The following is a 24,743-nucleotide window of genomic DNA, read 5'->3' as shown; positions in this document are numbered from 1 at the left end:
GAGCAGATGCGCCAGAAAGTGACGGCCATGGTCGCGCTGGGCCTGCTGCTGACGACCGTCGGCTGCGACACCCAGGCCCGCCGCGAGATGGCGGCCGAGAAGAAGACCACCGAGCAGGGCCCGCCGCCGCCCGCGGAGGTCGCCCGCTCCTGTACCGTCCGCGGCCACGCTCCGAAGATCGGTATCGTGCCCATCAACCTCCAGGCACTGTTCTTCAACCAGATCAACACCGGCGCCCGGACCGTGGCCCGCAAGGCCGGGGTGAAGACCCAGATCGTCAACGGCAACGACGACTCCGCCACCCAGTCCAACGCCATCGACGACCTGGTGGCCAACCACTACGACGCCATCATCGTGGACGCGGTCGACACCGAGGGCATCAAGCCCGCCATCCGCCGGGCCAAGGCGGCGGGCGTGCCGGTCGTCGCCGTGGACGCCACCGTCGACGACCCCGCCGTCTCCGTCCAGGTCGGCGTCGGCAACGCCGAAGGCGGCCGGCGGATCGGCGAGGCCCTGCTGAAGACGGCCGGCAACCGCGGTGGGATCGGCGTCGTCGGCGCGCTCAACAGCACCATCCAGAACGAGCGGCAGAAAGGATTCACCAAGACCGTCACCGCCAAGGGCATGAAGATCCAGAACGTGGTCGACGGCCGCAACATCCAGGAGAACGCCCAGACCGCCGCCGAGAACCTGCTCACCCGCGACCCGGGCCTGAAGTACGCCTACGCCACCGGCGAGCCCGCCCTGATCGGCCTGGCCGCCGCCGTGGTCAGCCAGCACCGCACCAAGGACCTCAAGGTCGTCGGATGGGACCTGTCCAGCCAGGCCGTCGACGGGCTGCGGGCCGGCTGGATCACCGGTGTGCTGCAGCAGAACACCTTCCGGTTCGGCTACGAGGCCATGAATTCCGCGATCGACCTGGCCTGCGGCCGCACCACCCGCCGACACGTGCCCGTCCCCACCCAGCTGGTGACCCCGGACAACGTCAAGGACTACCTCTACTACCTGGAGAAGTGATGGGCGAGAGCGCGCTGGTCTCCCTGCGAGGAATCACCAAATCGTTCGGCGCCGTCCGCTCGCTGCGCGGCGTCGACCTGACCCTGGCCCCGGGTGAGGTGCTCGGCCTGGTCGGCGACAACGGCGCCGGGAAGTCGACCCTGATGAAGGTCCTGGCCGGTGCGGTCCAGCACGACGGCGGGCAGATCTCCATCGACGGCCGCGACGTCCGCTTCACCAGCCCCGCCGACGCCCGCCGCGAGCGGGTCGGCATCGTCTACCAGGACCTCGCTCTGTGCGACACCCTCGATGTGGCCAGCAATCTTTTCCTCGGCCGTGAACCGCGCAGGGGCCCCTTCATCGACCGTGCGACGATGCACGCCCAAGCGGCCGAAACCCTCTCCGAACTGCACGTCCGGGTGAAATCCACCTACCAGGAGATCGGCGAGCTGTCCGGAGGGCAGCGGCAGGCCGTGGCGATCGCCCGGGCGGTGTCGTTCCGCCCGCGCGTGCTGATCCTGGACGAACCCACCGCCGCGCTCGCCGTCGCCGAGGTCCGGCAGGTGCTGAAGATGATCCGCGACGTCGCCGCCCAGGGCGTCGGCGTCATCCTGATCACCCACCGGCTGCAGGACCTGTTCGAGGTCTGCGACCGGATCACCGTGATGTACGAGGGACGCAGCGTCGAGGACGCTCCGATCTCCGATCTCGACATCGAACGGCTCGTCGCCATGATCACGCGATCCGGCGCCACGAACGGCGGGCCCGGCACCGAGGAGGTGGCGTGACATGAGCGCCGACACCGTGATGCGCCCCACCGCCGTACTGGGCCGTCCCCCGGGCCGCTGGCAGCGCGCCAACAAGGCCACCCTGGCCATGCTCGGCGTGGGCGTCGCGCTCTTCCTCGGCTTCGGCATCGCCGCCCCCAACTTCCTGACCTTCACCAACCTGTCCAATCTGGCCACCCAGGTGGCGATCACCCTGATCGTGGCGGTCGCCATGACCTTCGTGATCAGCACCGGGCAGATCGACCTGTCCGTGGGATCGATCCTGGCGTTCACCGCCACCTGCACCGCTGAGATGCTGCAGGCCGGCTGGGACTCCTCCGTGGTGATCGTCGTTGCGCTGCTCGCCGGGCTCTTCTGGGGCGCCGTCAACGGATGGCTGTCGGCCTATCAGAAGATCCCCCCGTTCATCGTCACCCTCGCCACCATGTCGGTCGTCCGCGGTCTGGCACAGCTGTGGACCAAGGGGTTCTCCGTCCCCATCGACGCCCGGCTCTTCGTCGCCAAGCTCGGCGACGCCTCCTTCCTCGGGCTGTCCGCGCTGGCCTGGATCGCCCTGGCCACGGTCACCGTCGGAGCGGTCCTGCTGTCGAAGCTGCCGTTCGGCTCCTACGTCAACGGCATCGGCGCCCAGGAGGAGTCGGTACGGCGAGCGGGGGTGAACACCGCCCGGATCAAGATGATCACCCTGATGCTGACCGGTGTGGCCGCCGGTATCGCCGGGCTGCTCACCGCGGCCAGGCTGGGGTCCGGCTCCGCCAACTCCGGACAGGGCTTCGAGCTCACCGTGATCGCCGCGGTCGTGCTCGGCGGCACCAATCTGTTCGGCGGCAGGGGCACCGTGCTCGGCACCGTCATCGGCGCCCTCATCACCGGAGTCATCGCCAACGGCCTCAACCTGCTCGGCGTGAGCCCGTTCCTCACCCCCATCGTCACCGGCCTGGTGCTGCTCGCCGCGATCTGGCTCAATCTGCGCGGCCGGGCGATGGCCGACCTGTTCGCCCATCTGACGGGCCGCTCATGAGCGGCCCCTCCCCCCGCACCGTGACCACGGTGACCGGACCCGTGCCCAGCACCGGGCTCGGCCTCACCCTCACCCATGAGCATCTGCGCAACGACGTCCGCAAGGCCGTCACCACCCCGGCCGACCCCGGGCTCCGCCCTCTGCGCGACGCCCGCACCACTCCCGAACTCGCCTGGCTGCTGCGCGAGCAGCCCTACGCCTGCCTCGACCACTGTGTGCTCGACGACACCGAAGCGATGCTGGCCGACCTGCGCGCGTTCGCCGCCGGCGGGGGCGGCACGATCGTCGACGTCACCCCGGGCGGACTGGGCCGCGACCCGGCGGCGCTGCGCGCGTTCTCCGAGGACAGCGGTGTACGTGTGGTCATGGGCAGCGGCTGGTACCTGGAGCCCTACCATCCCCGGCCGCTGTCACCCGCGGACGAGCGCGACCTCGCCGTCGCATTGCTGGCCGAGTTCACCGAGGGGGCCGACGGCACCGGGATCCGGCCGGGCGTCATCGGCGAGATCGGGGTCTCCCCGCGGTTCACCGAGGGTGAGCACACCGCGCTGCGCGCCGCCGCGCGCACCCAGCGCGAGACCGGTGTCCCGCTCTACATCCATCTGCCCGGCTGGCAGCGCCGCGCCCACGAGGTCCTGGACCTGGTACTGGGAGAGTACGGGGTGGCGCCGGCCGCCTTGGTGCTGTGCCATATGGACCCCTCGCACGCCGATCCGGACTATCAGCGGTCGGTGGCCGACCGCGGCGTCTGGCTCGAATTCGACATGATCGGCATGCCGTTCCGCTACCCCGGCGAGGGGCAGTCCCCGGCACCCCACGAAACCGCGCACGCGATCGCCGGGCTCATCGCCCGCGGACACGGCGACCGGCTGCTGCTCAGCCACGACGTGTTCCTCAAGAGCATGCTCACCGCCTACGGCGGCAACGGCTTCCGCTATGTGCCGGAGCTGTTCCTCTCCCGGCTCGTCGAGCACGGCGTGCCCCGGCGGACCGCCGCGAGCCTGCTGCACACCAACCCGGCCCGGCTGTTCGAGCACGCCGCCGGGTCCTGACGTCCTGACCACCGTCCCGGCGTTTCGCCCCATCCCCGTTGCGTTCGCCCCATCCCCGTTATGAAGGAGCACCCGTGAGCCGCGTCCTGATAGCCGGTGAGAGCTGGATCTCCCAGTCCACACACATCAAGGGGGTCGACTCGTTCACCACCAGTACCTATGTGACCGGAGTCGAGCCGCTGCGCCGGGCGCTGGAGGGCCGCGGGCACGAGGTCATACACCTGCCCGCGCATCTGGTACCCGGGCAGTTCCCGGGCGATGCCGATGCGCTCGCCGGCTACGACGTCGTCATCCTCTCCGACATCGGGGCGAACTCCCTGCAGCTCTCCCCCGAGGTGTTCGAGCGGGGCACGCCGGGGGCCGACCGGATCGACACACTGCGCGGATGGGTCGGCGACGGCGGCGGGCTGCTGATGGTCGGCGGCTATCTCTCCTTCACCGGCTTCGAGGGCAAGGCCGCGTACCGCAACACCGCGCTGCACGAGGTGCTGCCGGTCGAGCTGCTGCCCGAGGACGACCGCGTCGAACTCCCCGCGGGTGGCCGCGCGTCGGCCGTCGGCACCGGCCATCCCGCCCTCGGCGGGGTGACCGGCGCATGGCCGCCGCTGCTCGGCTACAACCGCGTCCGGCCACGTCCGGGCGCCGAGGTCCTGGCCACCCTGGGCGGCGACCCCCTGGTGGCGGTGGCCGGGTACGGCGCGGGACGGTCGGCGGTCTTCACCTCCGACTGCTCCCCGCACTGGGCGCCCGCGGCGTTCTGCGAGCAGTGGGACGGCTACGCCCGGGTCTTCGGCGGCCTCGTCGAATGGCTCTCCCAGTGAGCCGGTCCGAGCGGCTGCTGAAGGCCGCCGCCCCGGTCATGGAACGGGCGCTGCGCATGCGCTTCGTCACCGAGGTCACGGCCGGCACGATCAGCGACGCGGACTACGCCGACTACCTGGAGATCGAGGCCGCGTTCGTGGAGACGGCCACCCGGCTGCACGGACTGGCCGTGTGGGGTGCCCCCGGCCGGACGGCGCTGGAGCGCAACGCCCGTGCGGTCCACGCGCTGACCACCACCCAGGCGGACTACTTCCGCGAGGCGCGCGCCGCCTGGCCCGTCCCCGCCCGGCCGGACGCCGCCCGGCGGGCCGAGGTGCTGTCGCGGTACGCACTCGGCGTGGCGCGGGAAGGCGGCTACCCGGCGGTGATGACGATGCTGTTCGCCGCGGAGAGCCTCTACCTCACCTGGTGTACCCGGGCACACGAGCACGGCGCCGTCCCCGACGGCGCGGTGAGCGCCTGGGTGGCGCTCCACGCGGACCAGGCGTTCCGGGACGGGGTGCGGGCTCTCGCGGCGGAGGTCGACGCCCTGCCGGACGACATCCCCCAAGAGCGGCTGACCCACTGGTTCACCGGCATGCTGGAGGCGGAAATCGCCTTCCACGACGCGGTGTTCGGGTGACCGGGCGTCGGCGGGACCCGATCGGGCCGATCCCCCGACCGGGCCGCTGAGCCGGGGTGACGCGTACGGTTCCGCGTGGGTGGGCTCGGCGATATGCGGAACTGTCGGCAGGGGTTCGACGGCCGGCTTCACCCGCGGCTGCCCGCCGAAGTTGATCTCGGTGCCCTCTCCCTGGCGGTGATGCCCTTCCTGTCCGCCGCCCAGCGCCGCGCGGGCCGCGAACGGGGCTCCGCCTCCGCGGTCGCCGACTCCAAGCAGACTCTGCTGTGCACCTACCTCTCCGCCGTCCTCCTGGCCGGGCTGGTCCTCAACGCCACCCTCGGCTGGCCGGCCCCATCGCCGCTCTGGTCATCGCGGTCATCGCCGTCAAGGAGGGTCGCGACGCCTGGCAGGGCCAGGGATGCTGTGCGGCCCCGGCCGCCGCGATCCCGGCCAGGCGACAGGACGCGGACGCCTGCGGTGGTTGCCCAGGTCGCTGAACTCCTCCGGGTCAAACCCCGCCCGGGCCCAAGCCGGCCTGTAGTGCGCAGGCACCAGGACACGTGAGCGGCTGGTCCGGGTGCACCAGGGCAAGACGGCGGCGGGGGACGATGCCCGGCGAGGCGCCGGAGGGAAGGGTTGGAGGCGCGTGAATCTCACGCATTCCCCCTTGCCCAGTGGCGTCTGGAGTGATCAACACGTGGCGACATTTCTTTACCGGATCGGACGGTGGGCCTTCCGGCGGCGCCGTTACGACGCGGCGGGGTCGGCCCAGCCGGCTGACCGGCCGAGCAGTTCGGCCCGCTGGCGGACGTCCATGTCCGAAGCGGTGGTTTCCCCGGTCCCTATCGGGAGGCTGTCGATCGGTGCCCTCGGCATCTTGGCACTCGCCCTCGGCACCCTGCAGACAGTGGTGGATCCCGCGCTCCCGCTGCTGCAACGCGAGCTGGGAGTCAGCTCTGGCGAAGGGGCACTGGTCTCCAACGCAGTGCTCATCACCGGCGCCGCCGTCGCACCCGTCGCAGGCAAACTCGGCGACCGCTACGGCGGGAAGCGGGTGCTGGTCCGGCTCATGGCCGTGGTCTCGGCCGGTGGTCTGTTGGCCGGCTTGGCGCCGAGCCTGACGGTGTTGTTACTCGGTCAGATATTGCAGGGCGCCATGGTGGGTGCGCTGCCCCTTTCCTTCATCCTGGTGCGCAAGCACCTCCCGGCAGGAGAGTCACAGCTGGGGATGGGGCTGGTCATGGCGCTGTTCACGGGCGGCGGCATGGTGGGAACGCTGATTGCCGGGCCGATCGCGGAAGGACTTTCCTGGCATTGGATGTTCGCGCTGCCGACGATCGCGATCATCGCGATGACGTTGGTCGTGGCTCGGTTGATGCCGCATGATCCGCCGATCGAATCGGAGTACAGGTTCGACTGGCCGGGCGTGGTTCTGCTGAGCGGCACGTTGCTCGCGTTCATGCTCGGGCTCGTGAGGGTGACGGGCGACGACGGCCTGCCGCCACTCGCGGTCGGGGCCCTCGCGGTGGTCGTGTCCGCCCTTGCGACCGGATGGGTCGTCGTCGAGCGCCGGGCCGCCTCGCCGATGGTCGATCTGCGCATGCTGGCCAAGCCCGCGATGTGGCATGCGTGCATGCTCACCATCGTCATCACCACCAGTTTCGGAATGGTGAGCTTTCTGCTCCCACAGCTGTTCGGGGTACCGGGCGACGGGTACGGCTTCGGAGCGAGCACCACCGACATCGGGCTGTTCCTGCTCCCCGGCGCCATCGCCGGGGCGGTGAGCGATTCGGTCGGCGGGGTCACGGCACGGCGTTTCGGTCTGCGTGCCGTGGTCATCGTGGGCGCCGTCGTCACCGCGGCCACGATGATCGCCCTGGTGTCGCTGCACACCGCGGAATGGCAGCTCATCCTCGCGAAGGCGCTGGCCGCGATGGCCGCGGGCGTCGGCACCACGGCGTTGCTCACCAGCGCTGCCACCGCCGTCGAGACCAAGGACACCGGCATCGCCACCAGCGTGCTCGTGGTGACACGCGTGATCGGCATCGCCCTGGGCGTCCAGATCGCCGCCGCGATCCTCGACGCCGGGCCCGACCCGACGACGGGCCTGCCTACCGAATCGGCCTTCGTCACAGGTTTCGCCGTCGCCGGCCTCGTCGCCGCACTGTCACTGCTCGTTGTCCGTATGACAAAGGAAAAGGGAGCCCGGGCATGAAACCCACCGGTCTGTCGAGGGACGTGAGGACGACCGCGAAGCGCACAGTCCTGATCTCCGGGGCCAGCATCTCCGGACCCGCGCTGGCGTACTGGCTGCACCGGTCCGGATGCGCGGTCACGGTGGTGGAGAAGGCAGGCGCGCTGCGCGACGGTGGTTACCCGATCGACATCCGCGGCACCGCGATCGAGGTGGTCCGGCGGATGGGGATACTGCCGCAATTGCGGGACGTGCACATCGACTCGCGTCGCTGCACTTTCCTCAACGCCGATGGCAGTGAAGTGGCCTCGGTCAGCCCCAGCGCCGTTGCCGGCGGTGTCGAGGGACAGGACCTCGAGGTGCGTCGTGGGGATCTGGCCGCGGTCCTCTACGGAAAGGTCCGCGACGACGTGGAGTTCCTGTTCAACGACTCCATCGACACACTCGACCAGTCCGGACAAGGGGTCGACGTCACTTTGCGCAGTGGGCAACGGCGCACGTTCGACCTGGTGGTCGGCGCCGACGGTATGCACTCACAGACCCGGGAGTCCCTGTTCGGCCCCGAAGAACGGTTCCACCGCTACCTCGGCTACTGCTTCGCCATCTTCACCATGCCGAACACCTTCGGGCTCTCCCACGAGCTCGTGTTGTGGAACGCCCCGGGGAAGGCCGCGGCGCTCTACGCCGTCGGGGAGGACGACGAGCTGCACGCCTTCCTGAACTTCCACCAGCCGGAACCGCCGTTCGACGCCCTCCGGAACCCCGACGCCCAGCGGGACCTGGTCGCCACGGTCTTCGCAGGCGCGGGATGGGAGGTCCCCGGCATGGTGGGCGCCATGCGCGACGCGGATGACCTGTTCTTCGACACGGCCGGTCAGATCCGCATGCCCCACTGGTCCAGCGGCCGCGTCGCGCTCGTCGGCGACGCCGCGTACGCGCCCTCGTTCCTCACCGGACAGGGCTCAAGCCTTGCGCTGGCCGGTGCCTACATGCTCGCGGGCGCCCTGGCCACGAACCGGGACCACACCGCGGCCTTCGCCGCCTACGAACGCGACGTCCGCGAGTTCGTCGCCATGAATCAGGCACTGGTCGACAACGGTGCGGCCACGCTCTTCCCCACCACGGCGCGGGCCCTGGAACAACGCAACGCCATGCTGCGTGGCCTCGTCACCATGCCCTCCGCGACAGCGCGACCGGCCCACTCGGCCCTTACGCTGCCCGCATTCGCCCCGATGCCGTGACCTCAACGCGGGGGTCGTGGCCGCGTCGTGACGGGTCGCCAGGCGGCGGTTCTTCGCGCCTGGCGACCGTCCGGGGCCGACGGTCGGCCGCCCTTGGGGTCGCCCTGGGGATCGCCCTTGGAGCCGGAGACGCGTGGCGCGGCGGGGCGGCGCATCACCCTGTCCGAGCGCAGACGGCCCAGAACCCGCATGGGAAGACCGGCCAGCCCGGTATCGGGCTACGGCAGGCGGTCGGTGCCGGGGCCGTCGGGGGTGGCGCGTACCAGGCCCGTCCGGTAGGCGATGACGACGAGTTGCGCCCGGTCGCGGGCCTCCAGCTTCGTCATGGCGCGCTGCACGTGGGCGCGGACGGTGAAGGGGCTGAGGAACATCCGCTCGGCGATCTCCTGGTTGGACAGGCCGGTCGCGACCAGGGCCACCATCTCGCGTTCGCGCGGGGTGAGCACGGCGAGCTGTTCGGGGTGGTGCCGCGGGGCGTCGTCCGGTGTGGCCAGGAAACGGGCGACCAGGGAGCGGGTCGCGGCGGGGGACAGAAGAGTGTCGCCGTCGGCGATCGTGCGCACGGCGTCCAGCAGGTCCTCGGCCCCGATGCCCTTGCCGATGAAGCCGCCGGCCCCCGCGCGCAGCGCCTGAGCGACGTACTCGTCGGTCTCGTACGTGGTGAGGATCAGGATGCGGCTGGCACGCAGTTCCGGGTCCGCGCAGATCTCCGACGTGGCGGTGAGACCGTCCACCTCGGGCATACGGATGTCCATGATCACCACGTCCGGGCGCAGCTCCCGGGTGAGTCTCACCGCCTCCCTGCCGTCGGCGGCCTCGCCGACCACGGTGATGTCGTCGGCACTGTCGAGAAGCATCCGGAAGGCACCGCGCAGCAGGGCCTGATCGTCGGCGAGCAGCACACGGAGCGTCATGGCGCATCCCCGGCCTCTCCGTCACCCGTCCGTCCGTCGCGTGTCCGTCCGTCGTCCGTCGCTCCGTCGGCCATCCGCCCCTCGATGGTTGTCGCTCCGTCAGTCGTCCGCGTCGTGTCCTTGGCGGGCGGGAGGGGCAGTTGGGTGGAGACGAGGAAGCCGCCCTCCGGGCGCCTGCCCGCGGAGAGGTGTCCTCCGACCGCGGTGGCACGTTCGCGCATTCCGATCAGACCGTAACCGGGGGGACGGTCCGGCACCGTGGACGCACTCGGTCCCGAGGATGCGGTCGGTCCCCTGGACGCACTCGATCCCGTGGACGCGCCCGGCGCCGTACGGGCGCCCCCTCCGTCGTCGGCGACGGTGATGGTCACGCGATCGCGGTTCCAGGTGAGGCGCACCCGGGCGCTACCGGTACCGGCGTGCTTGGTCACGTTGGTCAGGGCCTCCTGGACGATGCGGTAGGCGGTGAGGTCCACTCCCGGCGGCAGCGGCCTGGCCGTGCCCTCCTGGTGTACCGACACCTCCAGACCCGCGCGGCGGAAGGACTCGAGGAGCGTGGGAAGCCGGGACAGCCCGGGCGCCGGTTCGGCGGGCCCGGCCGCGTCCCCGGACTGACGCAGCAGACCGACCGTGGCCCGCAGTTCGTCGAGTGCGTGGCCGGTGGTCTCGACGAGCTCCTGCAGGCTCTTGCGGGTCTGCTCCGGGCGGGCGTCGAAGAGGTGGGCGGCGACGGTGGCCTGCGCGTTGGCCAGGGTGATCTGATGGGCCACCAGGTCGTGCAGTTCCCGGGCGATGCGCACCCGTTCCTCGGCCACTCTGCGGCGCGCCTCGCTTTCCCGGCTCTTCTCGGCCCGCCGGGCCCGCTCCTCCACGGCCGCCAGGTAGGCCCGTCGGTTCTGCACCGAGTGACCGAGTACGCCGGCCACCAGCGGGAAGGCCGCCACCGCTCCGACCCTGCTCGCGTCCTTCCAGGAGAGGGCCCCGAACAAGGGGGTGGAGGCGACCAGCAGCGCCACGGAGGTGAGCGACACCGCGCTCGCCGCGTGCCGTTCGGTGCGTGCGGTGAGCGAGTAGGCGGTGATCACGGCGGGGGCCACGATGAGCGGGCTCAGCAGGAGGCCCAAGAACGGCACCAGCACGCCGCTCGCGGTCGTGGCCGCCATGGCGGCCAGGGGCGCCCGGTGCCGCACCGGCAACACGGCACAGGACACCACGGCGATGAAGTAGGCGGCGGCGGGCGGCGGTGACAGCGTGCTGCCGTCCTCCCGCACCACGCCGCCGAGCAGACAGAGCGCGAACGCCGTCGCCGTGATCGCTCCCTCCCGCCACCACGTGCCGCGCGGTCGCGGGCCACCGCCACCCGTGTTCGTCATGCTCAGTGCCGGTGCCGGCCGACGGGGAGCCGCGGCGCCACTGTGTCCGGCACGGTCGCGGGGGCCGGGACACGCGTGCTCAGTTTCTCACCCTCGATATCCACAGTCGGCAGCACGCGGTTCAGGATACGGGGCAGCCACCAGGCCCGGTCGCCGAGCAGTGCCAGGACCGCGGGTGCGATCGCCATCCGGACCACGAAGGCGTCGAAGGCGACGGCGGCGGCCAGGCCGACGCCCATCGTCTGGATGGTCGGGCTGCTCATCCCGATGAATCCGGCGAACACGCTGATCATGATGATCGCCGCCGCGGCCACCACACGTCCGCTGTGCCGGAAACCGCCCACGATCGCCTCGTCGTAGGACGCGCCATGGACGTGGGCCTCCCGCATCCTGGTGAGGAGGAAGACCTCGTAGTCCATGGCGAGGCCGAACACGATGCCGATGATGAGAATCGGCATCAGCGACATGACCGGACCGGTCTGCTCGATGCCGATCAGGTCTGCCGCCCAGCCCCACTGGAAGACGGCGACGAGGACGCCGAAGGCGGCACCCACCGACAGCAGGAAGCCTAGCGCGGCCTTGACCGGGACCAGGACCGAGCGGAAGACCACCGTCAGCAGGAGCACCGCCAGGCCGATGACCACGGTCAGATAGGGGATGAGGGCGTCGGACATGGCTTCGGAGATGTCGATGTTCATCGCGGTGGTGCCGGTCACCAGGATGCCGGCGCCCGTGTCGGCCTCGACGCCGGAGACCGCGCCCCGGATCGCGTGCACCAGGTCCTTGGTCTCGCCGGTGTTCGGCGCGGTCCGCGGGACGGCGGTGAGGACGGCCGTGTCCTTGGTCCGGTTGAGCACCGGATCACCGACCGACGCGACCCCGTCCACTCCCCGTATGGTCTTCACGACCAGGTCCGTGGTGGCCCGGGTGTCCCCGGACTCCGACGTGTCCACGACCACGGTCAACGGGCCGTTGAAGCCGGGGCCGAAGCCTTCTGACAGCAGGTCGTAGGCACGGCGCTGGGTGGTCTCCACCGACTTGGACTCATCTCCGGGCAGCCCGAGTTCAAGGCTCAGCGCCGGTAGGGCGACGGCGCCGAGACCGAGCCCGGCGATCAGCAGCACGGTCACCGGCCGGCGCAGCACGAACCGCGCCCAGCGGATGCCGAGCCCAGGCCGGCCGGCCGCGGCGGGCACCGGGTGCGGGCGCTCGCTCCCCGGCCGGGTGGCCTTGCGAGCGGCACGGGAGAGTACCCTTCCCCAAGCTCTCGGCTTCGCTCGAGCAGGGGATACCCCATTGCCGAAGAAGCCGAACAGCGCGGGGACCAGGGTCAGTGCGACGAGTACGGCAAGGGCCACGGCGCCCGCGCCGCCCATGCCCATCTTGGTGAGTTCGGGGATGCCGACGACCCCCAGCCCGACCAGGGCGATGAAGACGGTCGCGCCGGCGAAGACGACGGCGGATCCGGCCGTGCCCACCGCCCGGCCGGCGGCCTCCTCCGGCTCGCTGCCCCGGGCGCGCTCGTCGCGGAAACGGGAGGTGATGAAGAGTGCGTAGTCGATGCCGACCGCCAGCCCCAGCATCAGCGCCAGGATGGCGACGGTGGACGTCAGGCCCAACGGAACGGCCAGCGCGGAGACCAGGCCGAAGGCGATGGCCACGCCCACGAGGGCGGTCAGCAGCGACAATCCGGCCGCGACCAGCGATCCAAGGGCGAGGACCAGCACCACCGCCGCCACCGCCACTCCGATGATCTCCGTCGTACCGCCCGGCTCCTCTTCCGAATCCAGGGCCGAGCCGCCGATCTCCACGGTCAGCCCCGCGTCCCGGGCCTGGCTCGCGGCGTCCTCGAGGGCGCTCTTCGTCGACTCGGTCAGGTCGACGGCGTCCGCGGTGTAGGTGATCGTGGAGTAGGCGATGGTGCCGTCCTCGCTGACAGCGCCGGTCTCATAGGGGTCGGTGGTCGACGCGACCTGATCGCCCCCGTCCAGCGAGCCGAGCGTGTCCTCGACGGCCGCCTTGTTCTCCCTGGCCGTCACCCGCTGCCCGTCCGGGGCCTGGAACACCAAACGGGCCTCGGCACCTTGGGAGTTGCTCTGCGGGAAGCGCTCGTCCAGCAGGTCGAACGCCTTCTGCGACTCGGTGCCGGGCATGGAGAGGTCTTCTTCCTCCCCGGCCGGCGCCATGGCGGCGGCGACGACGGCCAGCACCAGGACACCCAGCCACACACCGCCCACGAGCCGGCGCCGCCGGAAGGCCCACCGTCCGATCCGGTAAAGAAATGTCGCCACCTGTTGATCACTCCAGACGCCACTGGGCAAGGGGGAATGCGCGAGATTCACGCGCCTCCAACCCTTCCCTCCGGCGCCCCGCCGGGCATCGTCCCCCGCCGCCGTCTTCGCCTGGTGCACCCGGACCAGCCGCTCTGCGTGTCCTGGTGCCTACGCACTACAGGCCGGGGCGGGCCGGGGCAGTGCTTGACCCTTTCGAGGGAGCCCCAGTGGTCTTACCGATCGCGCGGCGAGTGCATCGTCCTCGGTACCGCCACCATGGCAGCCCTCGCCCTGTCATCTGGGCCCAGAGCTGGGCCGGGCCTCACAAGGCGATCGGCCGATACGCCAGGGCATGATCGACTACTTCGTCGGTTCGGTGCCCACGCGGTGGGCGGGGCGGCACGTGGGCCGCCCCTTGTTACGGCGGGTTGTCGCCCACAGGAGCAGGGCGGCGAGGCTGAATGACATGCCGAGGGCTGTCACGGCCGACCAGCCCGCCGCTGCGTAGGCGAGGGAGGAGCCGAGGGCGCCGAGGCCGCTGCCCGCCGAGTAGAAGACCATGTAGCCGCCGATGATCCTGCTGCCCGCGTCGGGCCGGACGGCGTGGATCAGGGTCTGGTTGGTGACGTGGACGGCTTGGACGGCGAAGTCCAGCAGGACGGCGCCGATCGCCAGCGCCCACAGCGACTGCCGGGTCAGGGCGATCGGGAGCCAGGAAAGCGCCAGCAGGGCGAGGCCGACACCGGTCGTACGCTCGGCGAGCCCCCGGTCGTTCCAGCGCCCTGCCACTCCGGCGGCGACGGCCCCGGCCGCCCCGGCGAGCCCGAACGCTCCGATCGCGGTGTGCGACAGCGACCACGGCGGACCGCTCAGGGGCTGCGCCACGCCACTCCACAGCGTGCTGAACGCCGCGAACACCAGCAGGGCGAGCGCGCCCCGGATCCGCAGCAGCGGATGGTGGACGAACAGGGCGACCGTCGAGGCCACCAGCCGTCCGTACGACGCCTCGCGCATCCCGGCGGACGGCGCGCCCGGGGGCAGAACACGACGCAGCAGCAGGGCGAGGACGGCGGTGACGCCCGCGGACGCCAGGTAGACCGCCCGCCAGCCGGCGAGGTCGGCGAGGACGCCCGCGGCGGCGCGGGCCAGCAGGATTCCGGTGACGATACCGCCGGTGACCGTCCCGACGGCACGGCCGCGCCGGGCGGGCGGAGTCAGAGCGGCAGCCGCCGCGACCATCGTCTGGGCGACGACGGCGAGCAGCCCGACCACGGCGAGCGCGCCCAGCAGCGCCGCCACGCCCGGCGCCAGCCCGGCGCCCAGCAGGGCCAGTGCCAGCAGCCCGAGCTGACCGGTGACCAGCCGCCGACGGTCGAGCAGGTCGCCGAGCGGCACCAGCGTCAGCAAGCCCGCCGCATAGCCGAGTTGCGTCACGGCGGTGATCACACCGAGCAGCCCCGAGCCGAGCGCGAACCGCTCGCCGAGGGTCACCAGCAGGGGCTGGGCGAAGTAGACGGTGGCGACGGAGCTGCCGCAGGCGAGGGCGAGCAGAGGCACCAGCCCGGCGGACGGCGACGGGACCGGAACCGGAACCGAGGCCGAAGCATGCGCCTCGTGACCGCTGCTGCCGCCACTCCCCTCGCACTCGCCACGTCCACCACACTCGCTACTCCCGCCGCGCCCGTCGTTCCCGCCGCGCCCTTCGCTCCCGCCGCTCCCGCCAACCGCACCGGAGCACTGGATCGCCATACCGACACACCTCCCACTCGGTTGCATCTTGCTACCGGCGCGCCACAGTAGCCATGCGAGGTAGCATGTTGCAACCAACCCTGGAGGGGATCCGGAAAGCCGGAGGAGAGGAGCCACGGATGGTCGCCCGCACCCGATTCGACGCCGACCCCTGTCCCGTCGCCCGGACGGTGAACGCCATCGGCGACTGGTGGTCGCTGCTGATCGTGCGGGACGCCTTCGACGGCAGCCGCCGCTTCGGCGAGTTCCACCGCAGCCTCGGCATCGCCAAGAACATCCTGTCGGCACGGCTGCGCGCACTGGAGGAGGCCGAGGTGCTGCGCGGCGTGCCCGCGCCAGACGGCGCGTCCCACCGCGAGTACCTCCTCACGGACAAGGGCCGCGCCCTGTTCCCGGTGATCGTCGCTCTGCGCCAGTGGGGCGAGGAGCAGTGCTTCACCCCGGGCGAGGACCACTCCCGCCTCCTCGACCGCCGGACCAGCCGCCCGTTGCGCCGCTTGCGGATCCAGGCGGCGGACGGACGGCTGGTAGAGCCGGAGGACACCGTCGTGGAAAAGGTGCAAGCGACGGAGACGGCCGGGAAGGAGACCTCGACGAAGGCGGGAAGGACCCGCTGAGCGGAGCCGTCGGGCAGGAGGACAGGCGGTGAGGGTGATCTCCGGCCGCTCAGGCGGTCTCGGCCCGGGTGCGACGCGCCTCGTGGAGGAGCTCGCCCCACCACAGCAGCTCGTCGAGCATCGCCTTCGCGGCGCCGTTCGGGCCCTCCGGGTCCCGTAGCTCGCCCTCCGGGCCGAAGAGCTCGTAGTAGCGCGGGAACGTGACGACGTTGCGCACCGTATGGGCCTGGAGTTCGGCGAAGACCTGGCGGAGCTGTTCGATGGCGAGCAGGCCGCCGCTGGCTCCGCTGTAGCCGACGAAACCGATCGGCTTGGCCTCCCACTCCGTGTAGTGCCAGTCGATCGCGGCCTTCAGGGAGGCGGGAAAGCTGCGGTTGTAGTCGGGCGTCACGACGACCACCGCGTCGGCCTGCTCGAGCCGCCGGGTGAGGTCCGCCATCCCGGCGGGGCGGGCCATCCGGGGTTCGAGGGCGGGCGGCACCGCCGGGAGGGCCAGTGGCAGGGCCGTGTCGGCGAGATCGACGAGGTTCACCGTGAAGCGGCCGTACTCCTCGGCCCGTTCCGCGAACCACTTCGCGACCACCGGGCCGAACCGGCCCTCCCGGACGCTGCCGATGATCACCGCGAGGTTGAGGGTTCCGCCGTTCTGGGGCTCAGTGGGCATGCTGGTTCAGCACCTTTCCTCGTGCCGGGGTCCGTTGGATCGCCTTCGAATCTGCCGGGGCCACCGGGTGCCAGGAAGACCGGGCCGAGACGGGTAGTGGCAGGGCCACGATCCGCACCGGCACGGCTGTTACGTTCACCACGTGAGCGACAACGAGTTGGGGCTCTTCCTCCGCAGCCGCCGCGAGGCCGTAGCCCCCGCCGACGTGGGGCTGCCCACCGGGCCACGCCGCCGGACGCCGGGGCTGCGCCGGGCCGAGCTGGCCACGCTCGCCGGGGTCAGCGTGGAGTATGTGACCCGGCTGGAGCAGGGGTGCGACCGCAGACCGTCCGCGCCCGTGCTCTCCGCGCTCGCCGACGCGCTGCGGCTGACCGCGAGCGAGCGGGTCCATCTGCACCGGCTCTCCAAGGGGGCCGAGGGCGGGTTCACCTGCCGGGGCGGGGCGGTACCGGGCCGTACGGTGCGGCCCACCGTGCGGGCGCTGCTGGACCGTCTCGAGCCCGCCCCGGCCGTTCTGCGCAACGGGTTGGGCGAGCTCCTGGCCTGGACGGAAGCGTACGAACGGCTCACCCGGCCGCTGGGGCTCCTCGATGCCCACGGCGCGGACGGCGGCCCGCCCAGCCTGGTCCGCTACGTCTTCACCGACGCGCGGGCCCGCACCGCCTACCCCGACTGGGACCGGGTCGCCGATGACCAGGTGGCCGCGCTGAAGCAGGGGCCGTTCCGCGCGGACCCCCATATCGCGGCGGTCGCCGACGAGCTGACCGTGACCGCCGGTGCGGACTTCGCCGAGCGGGTGACGACCCTGCCCGGTCTGCCGAGGGCGAACGGCGTCCTGCGTCTCGTTCACCCCGAGGAGGGAGAACTCCGCCTGGCGTACGAGACGCTGGAGCTGCCCGCCGACGACGATCAGCGCCTGGTGGTGCACATCCCCGCCGACGACGCCTCCGCCGCCGCGCTGGACCGGCTCACGGGCCGCCGGTCCGGGGCGCTGCGCGCGGTGTCCGGCTGAGACCGCTGGGGCCCTCGGCCGTTACAGGTGATCAGCCGCACGACCGGGCCGCCCCACCGTTACGTCCTCAACCGGGCGTGTGCCTCCACACGGTGCGTATCGACGCGCGAGGCACTGCCTCCGGCGGTCTACCTGTGCGTTTCGGAAAGTGATCGGGGCCGGGATCGCTCCGGCCCCGAACTGGTCCGTCGCAGTGGGATGGCGATCAACGCCGTGAGCACGAAGACCGCGGCCTCGTAGGCCATGGCGTGGCCGAACGCCGCGTTCGCACCGTCCGCCGGCGCGAAGTAGGCCAGCCCCGCCGCCGTCACCCCGATCGAGCCGCCGAGTTGCTGGGCCGTGGGCAGCAGCCCGGACACCGAGCCCGCCGCGGCGCCCCGCACGCCCGCCAGCACCAGAGTGAACACCGAGGCGGTGAACAGACCGAACGCCGCGCCCCCGGCCGCCAGCACCGGCAGGGCCGCCCGGCGCCCTGGCGCGGTGCCGATGAGCGGCGCGAGCGCCAGGGCCGTACCCGCCAGTGCCAGCGCCGCGGCCGTCAGCGCGGTCGGGCCCAGGCGGCGGGAGAGGGCCGGAGCGGCACGGCTGCCCAGGACGGCCGCGGCGGCGAACGGCGCCGACACCAGCGCGGCGGACAGCGCCGGATACCCGAGGGCGGACTGCAGGTGCAGGAACAGCAGATAGGTGAACGACGGCACCCCGGCGTTGAACACGAACACCAGCAGCACACCCCGCCGCGCGGTCCCGTCCCGCAGCACCGACGGGTGCACCAGAGGGGCCGGCCGGTGCCGGAGGGTGAGGACGAAGCAGGTGAGGGCCGCCGCGGCCACGGCGAAGGAAGCCCACGTCCACCAGGGCCAGCCGGCCTCCCGGCCCAGCGCACACGGCAGGACTAGCGCGCCGAAGCCCGTGGTGGCCAGAGCCGCCCCGACCCAGTCCACGCGCTGCCCGTCCGTACCGCGCGTACGGGGCAGCAGGGCCGCCCCCGCCAGCGAGACGGCCGCCACCGGCACCGTGACCAGGAAGACCGCCCGCCAGCCGAGGCCGAAGAGGTCGGTGCCGACGACAAGCCCACCGATGAGCGGCCCGGCCAGCGAGGCCACGCCCATCGTCGCGCCGTACAGGGCGAGGGCTCGTGGGCGACGTTCCGGGGATACCCCGGTGCGGATGAGCGAGAGCACCTGTGGGGCGACCAGGCCGCTGCCCGCGCCCTGCACCAGCCGGGCCGCGACCAGCCATCCGGCGCCGGGTGCGGCGGCGCAGGCCACCGAGCCGACCGTGAACACCGCGGTGCCCAGCACGAACAGCCGCCGGTAACCGTAGCGGTCGCCCAGCCGTGCGGCGGTGATGAGCAGGCACGCGTACGCCAGGGTGTACCCGGCCAGGACGAGCTGCACCGCACCGGGGCCCACGCCCAGGCCGGACTGGATGGCCGGAGCGGCGATCTGCGCGATCGTGACGTTGAGCAGCTGCGCGAAGGTGGCACTCAGCACCACAGGCAGCAGGAACCGACCGCCGTTCACCGGACCAGGGCCTCGGCGAGTTCCCGCACGTCGGCGAGGTGCGACCGCTCGGTCGGCAGACCGGGCCGGCCAGGCGGCAGGTGCCCGCTGGGCGGCGGCGCACCGAAGCCGTGCCCGGGCGGGTCGACGGCCACGCTCGCGGCGCCGGGACCGGCGAGTGCGCGCTGCGTCGCCGCCCACTGCCACGAGCCGTGCCAGGCGCCGTGGACGAGAACGAAGACGGTGTCGTTCACATCGGTGTTCAGGGAGGACGTCATGGCCCCATCCCAGTCGGCGACGGCAGCGCCATCCACTGAAAGATGTGACAGGCTGGGTGGCGATACTTTTCGGATATGGAAGGGCTGACCATGGAGGCGCGGCATCTGCGGTACGCGCTCGCCCTCGCCGAGCACGGACACTTCGGCAGGGCGGCCGACGCGCTGGGCATCGCGCAGCCCCCGCTGTCCAAACAGATCGCCGACCTGGAGCGCGAGACCGGGGCCCGGCTGTTCGACCGTACGCGCCAGGGCGTGTTCCCGACCGCCGCGGGCGAGGCGTTCCTCGCCCGGGCGCGGCGGGCGCTGGAGGAAATGACGGCGGCCACGGTCGACGCCGGCCGGGCGGCGCGCGGTGAGACGGGCCGACTGCGCCTGGGCTTCATCGCCTCCGCGCTGCTCGACCCGCTGCCGGACGTCCTGGGCCGGTTCGGCCGCGAGCGGCCCGACGTACGGCTGGAGCTGCACGAGATGGCATCCGGCAGCAGCGCGGCCGCTCTCATGGCCGGGGAACTGGACGTGGCCGTCACCCTCGGACCGCCACGGGGCGCCGGGGCCGAGCACCTGGTGTCCGTCCCGGTCGGGCACGACCATCTCATCGCCGTGGTCAGCGGCGCGCACCCCTACGCGGGCCAGACGTCGGTGAGTGTGAACCAACTGCGGCGGCAGCCGCTGATCGTGGCCCCCGGGGAGGACGAGCCCGCGGTCGCCGCCGGGCTGCGCACCCTGCTCGGTGAGGATGCCGCCGCGCTGGACGGTGCGACCGTCGCCAGGGACGTGCACACGATCATCGGCCTGGCCGCCTGCGGGGTCGGCGTGGGCCTCGGGCCCTCCCGCATGCTGTCGGCCCCGCGCCCGGGCGTCTGGTTCTGCGAGGTGACCCCGCGCACGGCGCTGCCCGACCTGGTCCTGTCCTTCGCCGACCGGGACCGCTCCCCGGTGCTGGGCGCCTTCCTCGACACCGTCCGCAGGAACTGCCCCGACGTCGGCGCCGCGCTCGACCGGCGGCTCGGCCACGCATGAGGATCGAGAGCGAAACGTTGCATCACCGGGGCACCTGACGAGCCAGCGCGACACCGACCTGACGGCGGCCCTTCCCACGATCCACGTGCCGGTCGCGGTCGTCCACGGACGGCCCGTTGACGGCCACGGCTCGGTGGCGTTCGTCAGACTCCCGGCCGAACCCGCCACCGCCAACCACCGATAGTGTCGGGCGGATGAACGTGGTTGACGGCAAGTGGCCCAGGTGGGGCGCTGATGCCGGCCTGGTCGCCCTGACGTTTCTGCCGCCGCTGCTGTCGCAGCCGTACGTCGACACGTCGGGGTCGGCGTGGTCGTCGCTCATCGGGTACGAGGCGGTGGCCGCGGTGGTTTTGGGCCTGCGCCGGCGGTGGCCGGTGACGGCCTTCGTCACGGGCTTCGGTGCGCTGGTGACGGCGCTGGTGGTGAGCGCGGGCGAGGGGGCCAAGCTGACTCCGCTGGCCTTCGTGCCGCTCGCCGTGCTGCTGTACAACCTGGGCAGCCGCTGCCCGAGTTGGCCGCGTACCGTGTCGGCGCTGCTCGGCGGCGGCGTGCTGGGTCTGCTCGGCCTGTGGGTGAACCGGATGACGGCGGGCGCCAGTGAGTTCCGGGGCGGTCTGGACGTTCTCGCCGCGCTGGCCCCGATGCCACTGGCGTGGGCGATGGGCTTCGCCTCCCGTACCCAGCGCGCGCTGCTCGCCACGGCCGAGCTGCGGGCGGCCGAGGCGAGTCGCGCGCGGCGCTTGGAGGCGGCGCAGGCCGCACAGCGGGAGCGGGCGCGGATCGCCCGCGAGATGCACGATGTGGTGGCGCATTCGCTCACCCTGCTCGTCGTGCACGCGGAGGCCCTGCGTGCCCGCGGTGGCGAACTGCCCGACTGGGCCCGTGCCCAGGTCGACGGGCTGGCGGCGGCGGGCCGGCAGAGCGGTGGTGAGCTGCGTGATCTGCTGCGTATGCTCCGTGATCCGGCGGACGCGGCCCCCTTGCAGCCGGTGCCCGGCCTGGGTGAGCTGGGTGCGCTGGTGGACAGCCACCGTGCCGCGGGAGGGGCGGTCGAGGTGCGGATGGGGACGACGACGGGGACCGTACTGGAGTCGTTGCCGGCTCCGGTGCAGACGGTGGGGTACCGCATCGTGCAGGAAGCACTGGCCAACGCTCGTCGTCACGCGCCCGGGGCGCCGGTCCGGCTCACCGTCGACGGCACGGCCGGCAGACTGCGGTGCGAGGTGGAGAACAGCCGCGGGGCGCGGCGCGGCACGGCCGGCGCGGGGATCGGGCTCGGCCTGGTCAGCATGCGTGAACGGGTGAGCGCGCTGGGCGGAGAGCTCACCGCGGGACCGACCGGTGACGGCGGCTTTCGCGTCGTCGCCACGATGCCCCTGGAGATGGCCGGTGCCTGAGCAGATCAGCGTGCTCGTGGTGGACGACGAGCCGATCATCCTCGCCGGGCTGAGCGCGATCCTGGACAGTCAGGCCGACCTCACCGTGGTGGGCACCGCGGCTGACGGCGAGGAAGCCGTCGAGGCGTGCGCGCGGCTGAGGCCGGACGTGCTGCTGCTGGACATCCGCATGCCGCGCCGGAACGGGCTGTGGGCGCTGGCCGAGCTGGGCCGTCGGGGGCTCCTCGGGCCCGGGCGGAGCCAGGTGCTCATGCTGACGACGTTCGACCTGGACAGTTACGTCGACGAAGCGCTGGCAGCCGGGGCGTCCGGCTTCCTGCTGAAGAACAGCGCGTACGAGGAGCTGACCGGGGCGGTGCGGGCGGCGGCGGCCGGGCACAGCGCGCTGAGCCCGGCGGTGACCAGCCGGATCATCGAGGGGCATCTGCGGGCCCGGCAGCGGCCCAGTGAGCAGGAGCTGGCCCGGCTGAGGGACCTCACCGAGCGGGAGCGCGACGTGCTGCGGCTGGTCGGGGACGGGCTGAGCAACGCCGAGATCGCCGACCGGCTCGTGGTGAGCCTGCACACGGTGAAGACGCACGTCAGCCGCATGCTCACGAAGACCGGCTGTCAGAGCCGGGCGCAGGCGGCGGTGCTGGCCAGGAACGCGCTGTCCTGACCGCGTGCGGTGGGCGGGGCAGCGCGATGCGGGCCCCGCCCGTGTCACTCCATCGAATGACCCGCGGCCTGCTGAAGGCCCGCCATCGAGCGATGTGCCGGGCGGCTGTCGCTGGCTGAATGGTCGCTGTGCGGAGGGGCCGCCGCAAGGCCGGCCGGCGGGAAGAGCGCCCGGGTCCCGACGCACGGAGCAACCGTCATGCGCCGAAGGGAACTGCCATGTCCGCACACACGTCATCTCGCCACCGGATCCTGCGCGGAGTGCTGACAGTGGCGTTGGCGACCGGTATGAGCGGGGTGCTCATGGGCTGCTCGGACACGGAGTCGAGCGCGGCGAGGACGTCGGCCGATCGGAGCGCGGCGGACGCGGGGGACGCGGGGGACGCGGGGGACGCGGGGGGCGCGGGGGGCGCGGGGGGCGCGGGGGCGCGGCGGACGGCAAGAGGCTGGCCGGCATCGCGCAGAAGGCGGCGGACAAGGGTTCCCTGGGGGTGATCGTCCGGGTCGACCGCGGCAGCGGGTCGCCCGTGGAGATCGCACGGCAGGCCGCCTGGACGAAGGACGACCACCGCCTCGCCGTCGACGACCAGTTCAGAGTCGGGTCCAACACCAAGACGGTCACCGCGACCCTCGTCCTGCAACTGGTGGCCGAGGACAAGGTCCGCCTGGACGACCCGGTGGAGAAGTGGCTGCCCGGACTGGTCAAGGGCGGCGCGGACATCACCGTCCGGATGCTGCTCAACCACACCAGCGGTCTGGGTGACTTCCTGTTGACACCGGAATTCCTGCCCTCTCTCACGGGCCAGGAGCGGCGCACCTGGCGGCCGGAGGACCTTCTCGCCATCACTCCCGAGCAGGACCCGCCGGCCGAACCCGGCCAGAAGTACTCCTACAGCAACGCCAACTACGCGGCCCTCGGGCTGATCCTGGAGAAGGCCACCGGGCGCAGCCTGGCCGAGTTGATCGAGCAGAAGATCACCAAGCCGTTGGGGATGAAGGACTCGTACCTGGCCACGAACGCCGACTGGAGCACCGGGAAGCAGCACGTGACCGGCTACGAGCCGGACGCCGAGCGCCTGAAGGACATCCTCTCCCCCACCGTGGACCTGCCCGAAGGCGTCGGGTTCGTCGGCCCCGAACGTCCCGGGAGCAACGTCGACACCGCCGCCATCGACCCGAGCTGGGCCGGGGCGGCGGGAGCCATGGTCTCCACCGCACAGGACTGGCAGCGTTTCCTGACCGCGCTGATGTCCGGCAAGCTGCTGCCCAAGGCCCAGATGAAGCAGATGCGCACCACCGTCTCCGCCCCCGAGGAAGGCGGCGGTTACGGACTCGGCCTGATGAAGGTGAACACGCCCTGCGGAACGGTGTGGGGCCACACCGGCGGCCTGCCCGGCTACTCCAGCGAGATCTACACCGACGCCGGTGGGCACCGCAGCGTCGCGGTCCTGACGAGCACGAACTTCGGCATCAAGGAAAAGGCGGCCGCGACCGCGAACAAGACCCTCGTCGAAGCGGCGACCTGCCAGATGCTGGGCAGGTCACTGCCTTCGCCGAACCCCAGCGAGTGACAGCAGCGGGTGGCACCGCCACCTGGACCCTGCCTGCTCGACGACGTTCCGGCACCTCCCCGCTTTTATAGGCACTTTTCGGGTGGCAGATGTTTTGTCATGGTGGCTGTGGCGGAATCCCCTCCAGTAGATTCCTGCTGGTGCGCGTACGGGAAGGGCCGTCAAAATCCAGCGGCTGTTCCCGTTTCCCGTGCGCGACGTCAGCGGAAACCCATAGGCGTGATGGAGATCGTGGCAGTGCGGAGACGAGCGATGAATCTGATGGCGGCCGTATTATGCGCCGGTGCTGTCGTGGTGGGTGCCGGTGCTCCGGCGAACGCCGCGGAGCCCGAACCGGAAGTTATTCCGATCGATCTCCTTCTGGCCGGATCCTTCGCGGATTCGGTCCGGGATGCGATGGACATCTGGAACAGGGCCGTCCCCAGCATCAAGTTCGTCGAGCAGGACACCCCGGCGGCGTTGCGGGTCAAGGAATACACGACCGCGAACGGCACCGCCTCCCACTCCTTCCTCAACGGCCTGGGCAGGGGCTGGGTCTACCTCGAAACCGGGGATGCTCAGAAGTACAAGCCGTCCCGCATCGCCGTCCATGAACTCGGGCACATTCTGTCGCTGAGCGACCTTGGTCCGGGCAGCGTCTGCTCCAAGGTGATGTCCGGCGCCTGGGCGGGCCCCGAGTGCACCAACGATCAGCCGGACGCGGAAGAAGCCGCCGAAGTCGCGGATTTCTTCGCCACGCACGATGTCGGTGACCCGGTACCGGGCTGGGGCACCCCCTCGGAGGGCTGAACCCGTCGTCCACGTGGCCGGCCCGTCTGGTGGGGTCGGCCACGAGGGTCTCCTGACAAGCGAGCTCGTTCAGGTCAGTTCTCGTAGTCGTAGAAGAGGCGTTCCACCACCGCTCGTGCCCGGCGGGTGGTGCGGCGGTAGTCTTCCAGCATTTCGCCGACATGGCCGGGGCCGTAGCCCAGGTAGCGGGCCACGGCGGCCAGTTCGCG

21 protein-coding genes and 2 pseudogenes are annotated in these 24,743 nt (G+C 71.7%); 16 read left to right on the top strand and 7 right to left on the bottom strand.

The window, feature by feature from the left end:
* Positions 1-6: 6 nt before the first annotated feature.
* The 9 genes and pseudogenes from IEJ02_RS34120 (at position 7) to IEJ02_RS34085 (ending at position 8,718) form a co-directional block, all read left to right on the top strand.
* The gene (locus tag IEJ02_RS34120; protein ID WP_223864934.1) at positions 7-1,017 is read left to right on the top strand and encodes a substrate-binding domain-containing protein; all 1,011 of its coding nucleotides are present in this window, start codon (positions 7-9) and stop codon (positions 1,015-1,017) included.
* Positions 1,017-1,784 (top strand): ATP-binding cassette domain-containing protein, encoded by a 768-nt coding sequence (locus IEJ02_RS34115; RefSeq protein ID WP_137982016.1) that lies wholly within the window; start codon positions 1,017-1,019, stop codon positions 1,782-1,784. Before IEJ02_RS34120 ends, IEJ02_RS34115 begins: the two co-directional genes overlap by 1 nt.
* Before the next feature lies 1 nt (position 1,785).
* Positions 1,786-2,805, top strand: a complete 1,020-nt coding sequence (locus tag IEJ02_RS34110; protein ID WP_191068373.1) for an ABC transporter permease — start codon at positions 1,786-1,788, stop codon at positions 2,803-2,805.
* A gap of 29 nt (positions 2,806-2,834) precedes the next feature.
* Entirely contained in the window at positions 2,835-3,857 is a 1,023-nt protein-coding gene (locus tag IEJ02_RS34105; protein WP_317985992.1) for a phosphotriesterase family protein, read from the top strand.
* Between the two features lie 74 nt (positions 3,858-3,931).
* The gene (locus IEJ02_RS34100; RefSeq protein ID WP_191068371.1) at positions 3,932-4,678 is read left to right on the top strand and encodes a glutamine amidotransferase; all 747 of its coding nucleotides are present in this window, start codon (positions 3,932-3,934) and stop codon (positions 4,676-4,678) included.
* Positions 4,663-5,301: a TenA family protein gene (locus IEJ02_RS34095; protein ID WP_191068370.1), complete on the top strand. Its 639-nt coding sequence runs from the start codon at positions 4,663-4,665 to the stop codon at positions 5,299-5,301. The genes IEJ02_RS34100 and IEJ02_RS34095 overlap by 16 nt, the downstream gene beginning before the upstream one ends.
* A gap of 156 nt (positions 5,302-5,457) precedes the next feature.
* Positions 5,458-5,780 (top strand): annotated as a pseudogene (locus tag IEJ02_RS49185) (cation transporter); the annotation flags it as partial.
* A 317-nt stretch (positions 5,781-6,097) separates the two neighbouring features.
* Positions 6,098-7,498 carry an MFS transporter gene (locus IEJ02_RS34090; RefSeq protein ID WP_191068369.1) on the top strand — a complete coding sequence of 467 codons (1,401 nt, stop codon included), beginning with the start codon at positions 6,098-6,100 and terminating at the stop codon, positions 7,496-7,498.
* Positions 7,495-8,718, top strand: a complete 1,224-nt coding sequence (locus IEJ02_RS34085; protein WP_191068368.1) for an FAD-dependent monooxygenase — start codon at positions 7,495-7,497, stop codon at positions 8,716-8,718. The genes IEJ02_RS34090 and IEJ02_RS34085 overlap by 4 nt, the downstream gene beginning before the upstream one ends.
* Positions 8,719-8,936: 218 nt before the next feature.
* On the opposite strand, the gene IEJ02_RS34080 is transcribed toward IEJ02_RS34085, so the two are convergent.
* The 4 genes from IEJ02_RS34080 to IEJ02_RS34065 form a co-directional block, all read right to left on the bottom strand.
* On the bottom strand, positions 8,937-9,632 hold the full coding sequence (locus tag IEJ02_RS34080; protein ID WP_191068367.1) for a response regulator transcription factor: 696 nt from the start codon (positions 9,630-9,632) through the stop codon (positions 8,937-8,939).
* Positions 9,629-11,005 carry a sensor histidine kinase gene (locus IEJ02_RS34075; protein WP_191068366.1) on the bottom strand — a complete coding sequence of 459 codons (1,377 nt, stop codon included), beginning with the start codon at positions 11,003-11,005 and terminating at the stop codon, positions 9,629-9,631. The genes IEJ02_RS34080 and IEJ02_RS34075 overlap by 4 nt, the downstream gene beginning before the upstream one ends.
* Positions 11,006-11,007: 2 nt before the next feature.
* Positions 11,008-13,296, bottom strand: coding sequence for an MMPL family transporter (locus IEJ02_RS34070; protein ID WP_191068365.1), 2,289 nt, complete (start codon positions 13,294-13,296; stop codon positions 11,008-11,010).
* Positions 13,297-13,638: 342 nt separating this feature from the next.
* Complete coding sequence (locus IEJ02_RS34065) at positions 13,639-14,838, bottom strand: MFS transporter (RefSeq protein ID WP_370467170.1); 1,200 nt, start codon at positions 14,836-14,838, stop codon at positions 13,639-13,641.
* Positions 14,839-15,146: 308 nt separating this feature from the next.
* Between IEJ02_RS34065 and IEJ02_RS34060 the strand changes: the two genes are divergently transcribed.
* Complete coding sequence (locus IEJ02_RS34060; RefSeq protein ID WP_191068363.1) at positions 15,147-15,644, top strand: winged helix-turn-helix transcriptional regulator; 498 nt, start codon at positions 15,147-15,149, stop codon at positions 15,642-15,644.
* Between the two features lie 49 nt (positions 15,645-15,693).
* On the opposite strand, the gene IEJ02_RS34055 is transcribed toward IEJ02_RS34060, so the two are convergent.
* A complete protein-coding gene (locus IEJ02_RS34055; protein ID WP_191068362.1) occupies positions 15,694-16,308 on the bottom strand; it encodes an NADPH-dependent FMN reductase in 615 nt (204 codons plus the stop codon).
* A 142-nt stretch (positions 16,309-16,450) separates the two neighbouring features.
* Between IEJ02_RS34055 and IEJ02_RS34050 the strand changes: the two genes are divergently transcribed.
* Positions 16,451-17,320, top strand: a complete 870-nt coding sequence (locus tag IEJ02_RS34050; RefSeq protein ID WP_191068361.1) for a helix-turn-helix domain-containing protein — start codon at positions 16,451-16,453, stop codon at positions 17,318-17,320.
* Positions 17,321-17,448: 128 nt separating this feature from the next.
* Here the strand turns inward: IEJ02_RS34050 and IEJ02_RS34045 are convergent, their stop codons facing one another.
* Together IEJ02_RS34045 and IEJ02_RS34040 are read right to left on the bottom strand one after the other, a co-directional pair.
* Positions 17,449-18,843 (bottom strand): MFS transporter, encoded by a 1,395-nt coding sequence (locus IEJ02_RS34045; protein WP_317985991.1) that lies wholly within the window; start codon positions 18,841-18,843, stop codon positions 17,449-17,451.
* A 2-nt stretch (positions 18,844-18,845) separates the two neighbouring features.
* A pseudogene (locus IEJ02_RS34040) lies at positions 18,846-19,100 on the bottom strand (alpha/beta fold hydrolase); the annotation flags it as partial.
* Between the two features lie 90 nt (positions 19,101-19,190).
* On the opposite strand from IEJ02_RS34040, the gene IEJ02_RS34035 reads away from it, so the two are divergent.
* The 5 genes from IEJ02_RS34035 (at position 19,191) to IEJ02_RS34015 (ending at position 24,534) form a co-directional block, all read left to right on the top strand.
* Positions 19,191-20,120, top strand: a complete 930-nt coding sequence (locus tag IEJ02_RS34035; RefSeq protein WP_191068436.1) for a LysR family transcriptional regulator — start codon at positions 19,191-19,193, stop codon at positions 20,118-20,120.
* A gap of 194 nt (positions 20,121-20,314) precedes the next feature.
* A complete protein-coding gene (locus IEJ02_RS34030; protein ID WP_191068359.1) occupies positions 20,315-21,517 on the top strand; it encodes a sensor histidine kinase in 1,203 nt (400 codons plus the stop codon).
* The gene (locus tag IEJ02_RS34025; RefSeq protein ID WP_191068358.1) at positions 21,510-22,175 is read left to right on the top strand and encodes a response regulator; all 666 of its coding nucleotides are present in this window, start codon (positions 21,510-21,512) and stop codon (positions 22,173-22,175) included. The genes IEJ02_RS34030 and IEJ02_RS34025 overlap by 8 nt, the downstream gene beginning before the upstream one ends.
* A 490-nt stretch (positions 22,176-22,665) precedes the next feature.
* Positions 22,666-23,745: a serine hydrolase domain-containing protein gene (locus IEJ02_RS34020; RefSeq protein WP_317985990.1), complete on the top strand. Its 1,080-nt coding sequence runs from the start codon at positions 22,666-22,668 to the stop codon at positions 23,743-23,745.
* A gap of 222 nt (positions 23,746-23,967) precedes the next feature.
* A complete protein-coding gene (locus IEJ02_RS34015; protein WP_223864947.1) occupies positions 23,968-24,534 on the top strand; it encodes a snapalysin family zinc-dependent metalloprotease in 567 nt (188 codons plus the stop codon).
* The last annotated feature ends 209 nt before the right edge of the window (positions 24,535-24,743 follow it).

The organism is Streptomyces sp. 5-10 (genome assembly GCF_014712245.1).
In the GTDB taxonomy this organism is placed as follows: Bacteria; Actinomycetota; Actinomycetes; order Streptomycetales; family Streptomycetaceae; genus Streptomyces; species Streptomyces violaceusniger.
The sequence above is the reverse complement of the archived record's forward strand: the minus strand, read 5'-3'. Positions and strand labels throughout refer to the sequence as shown.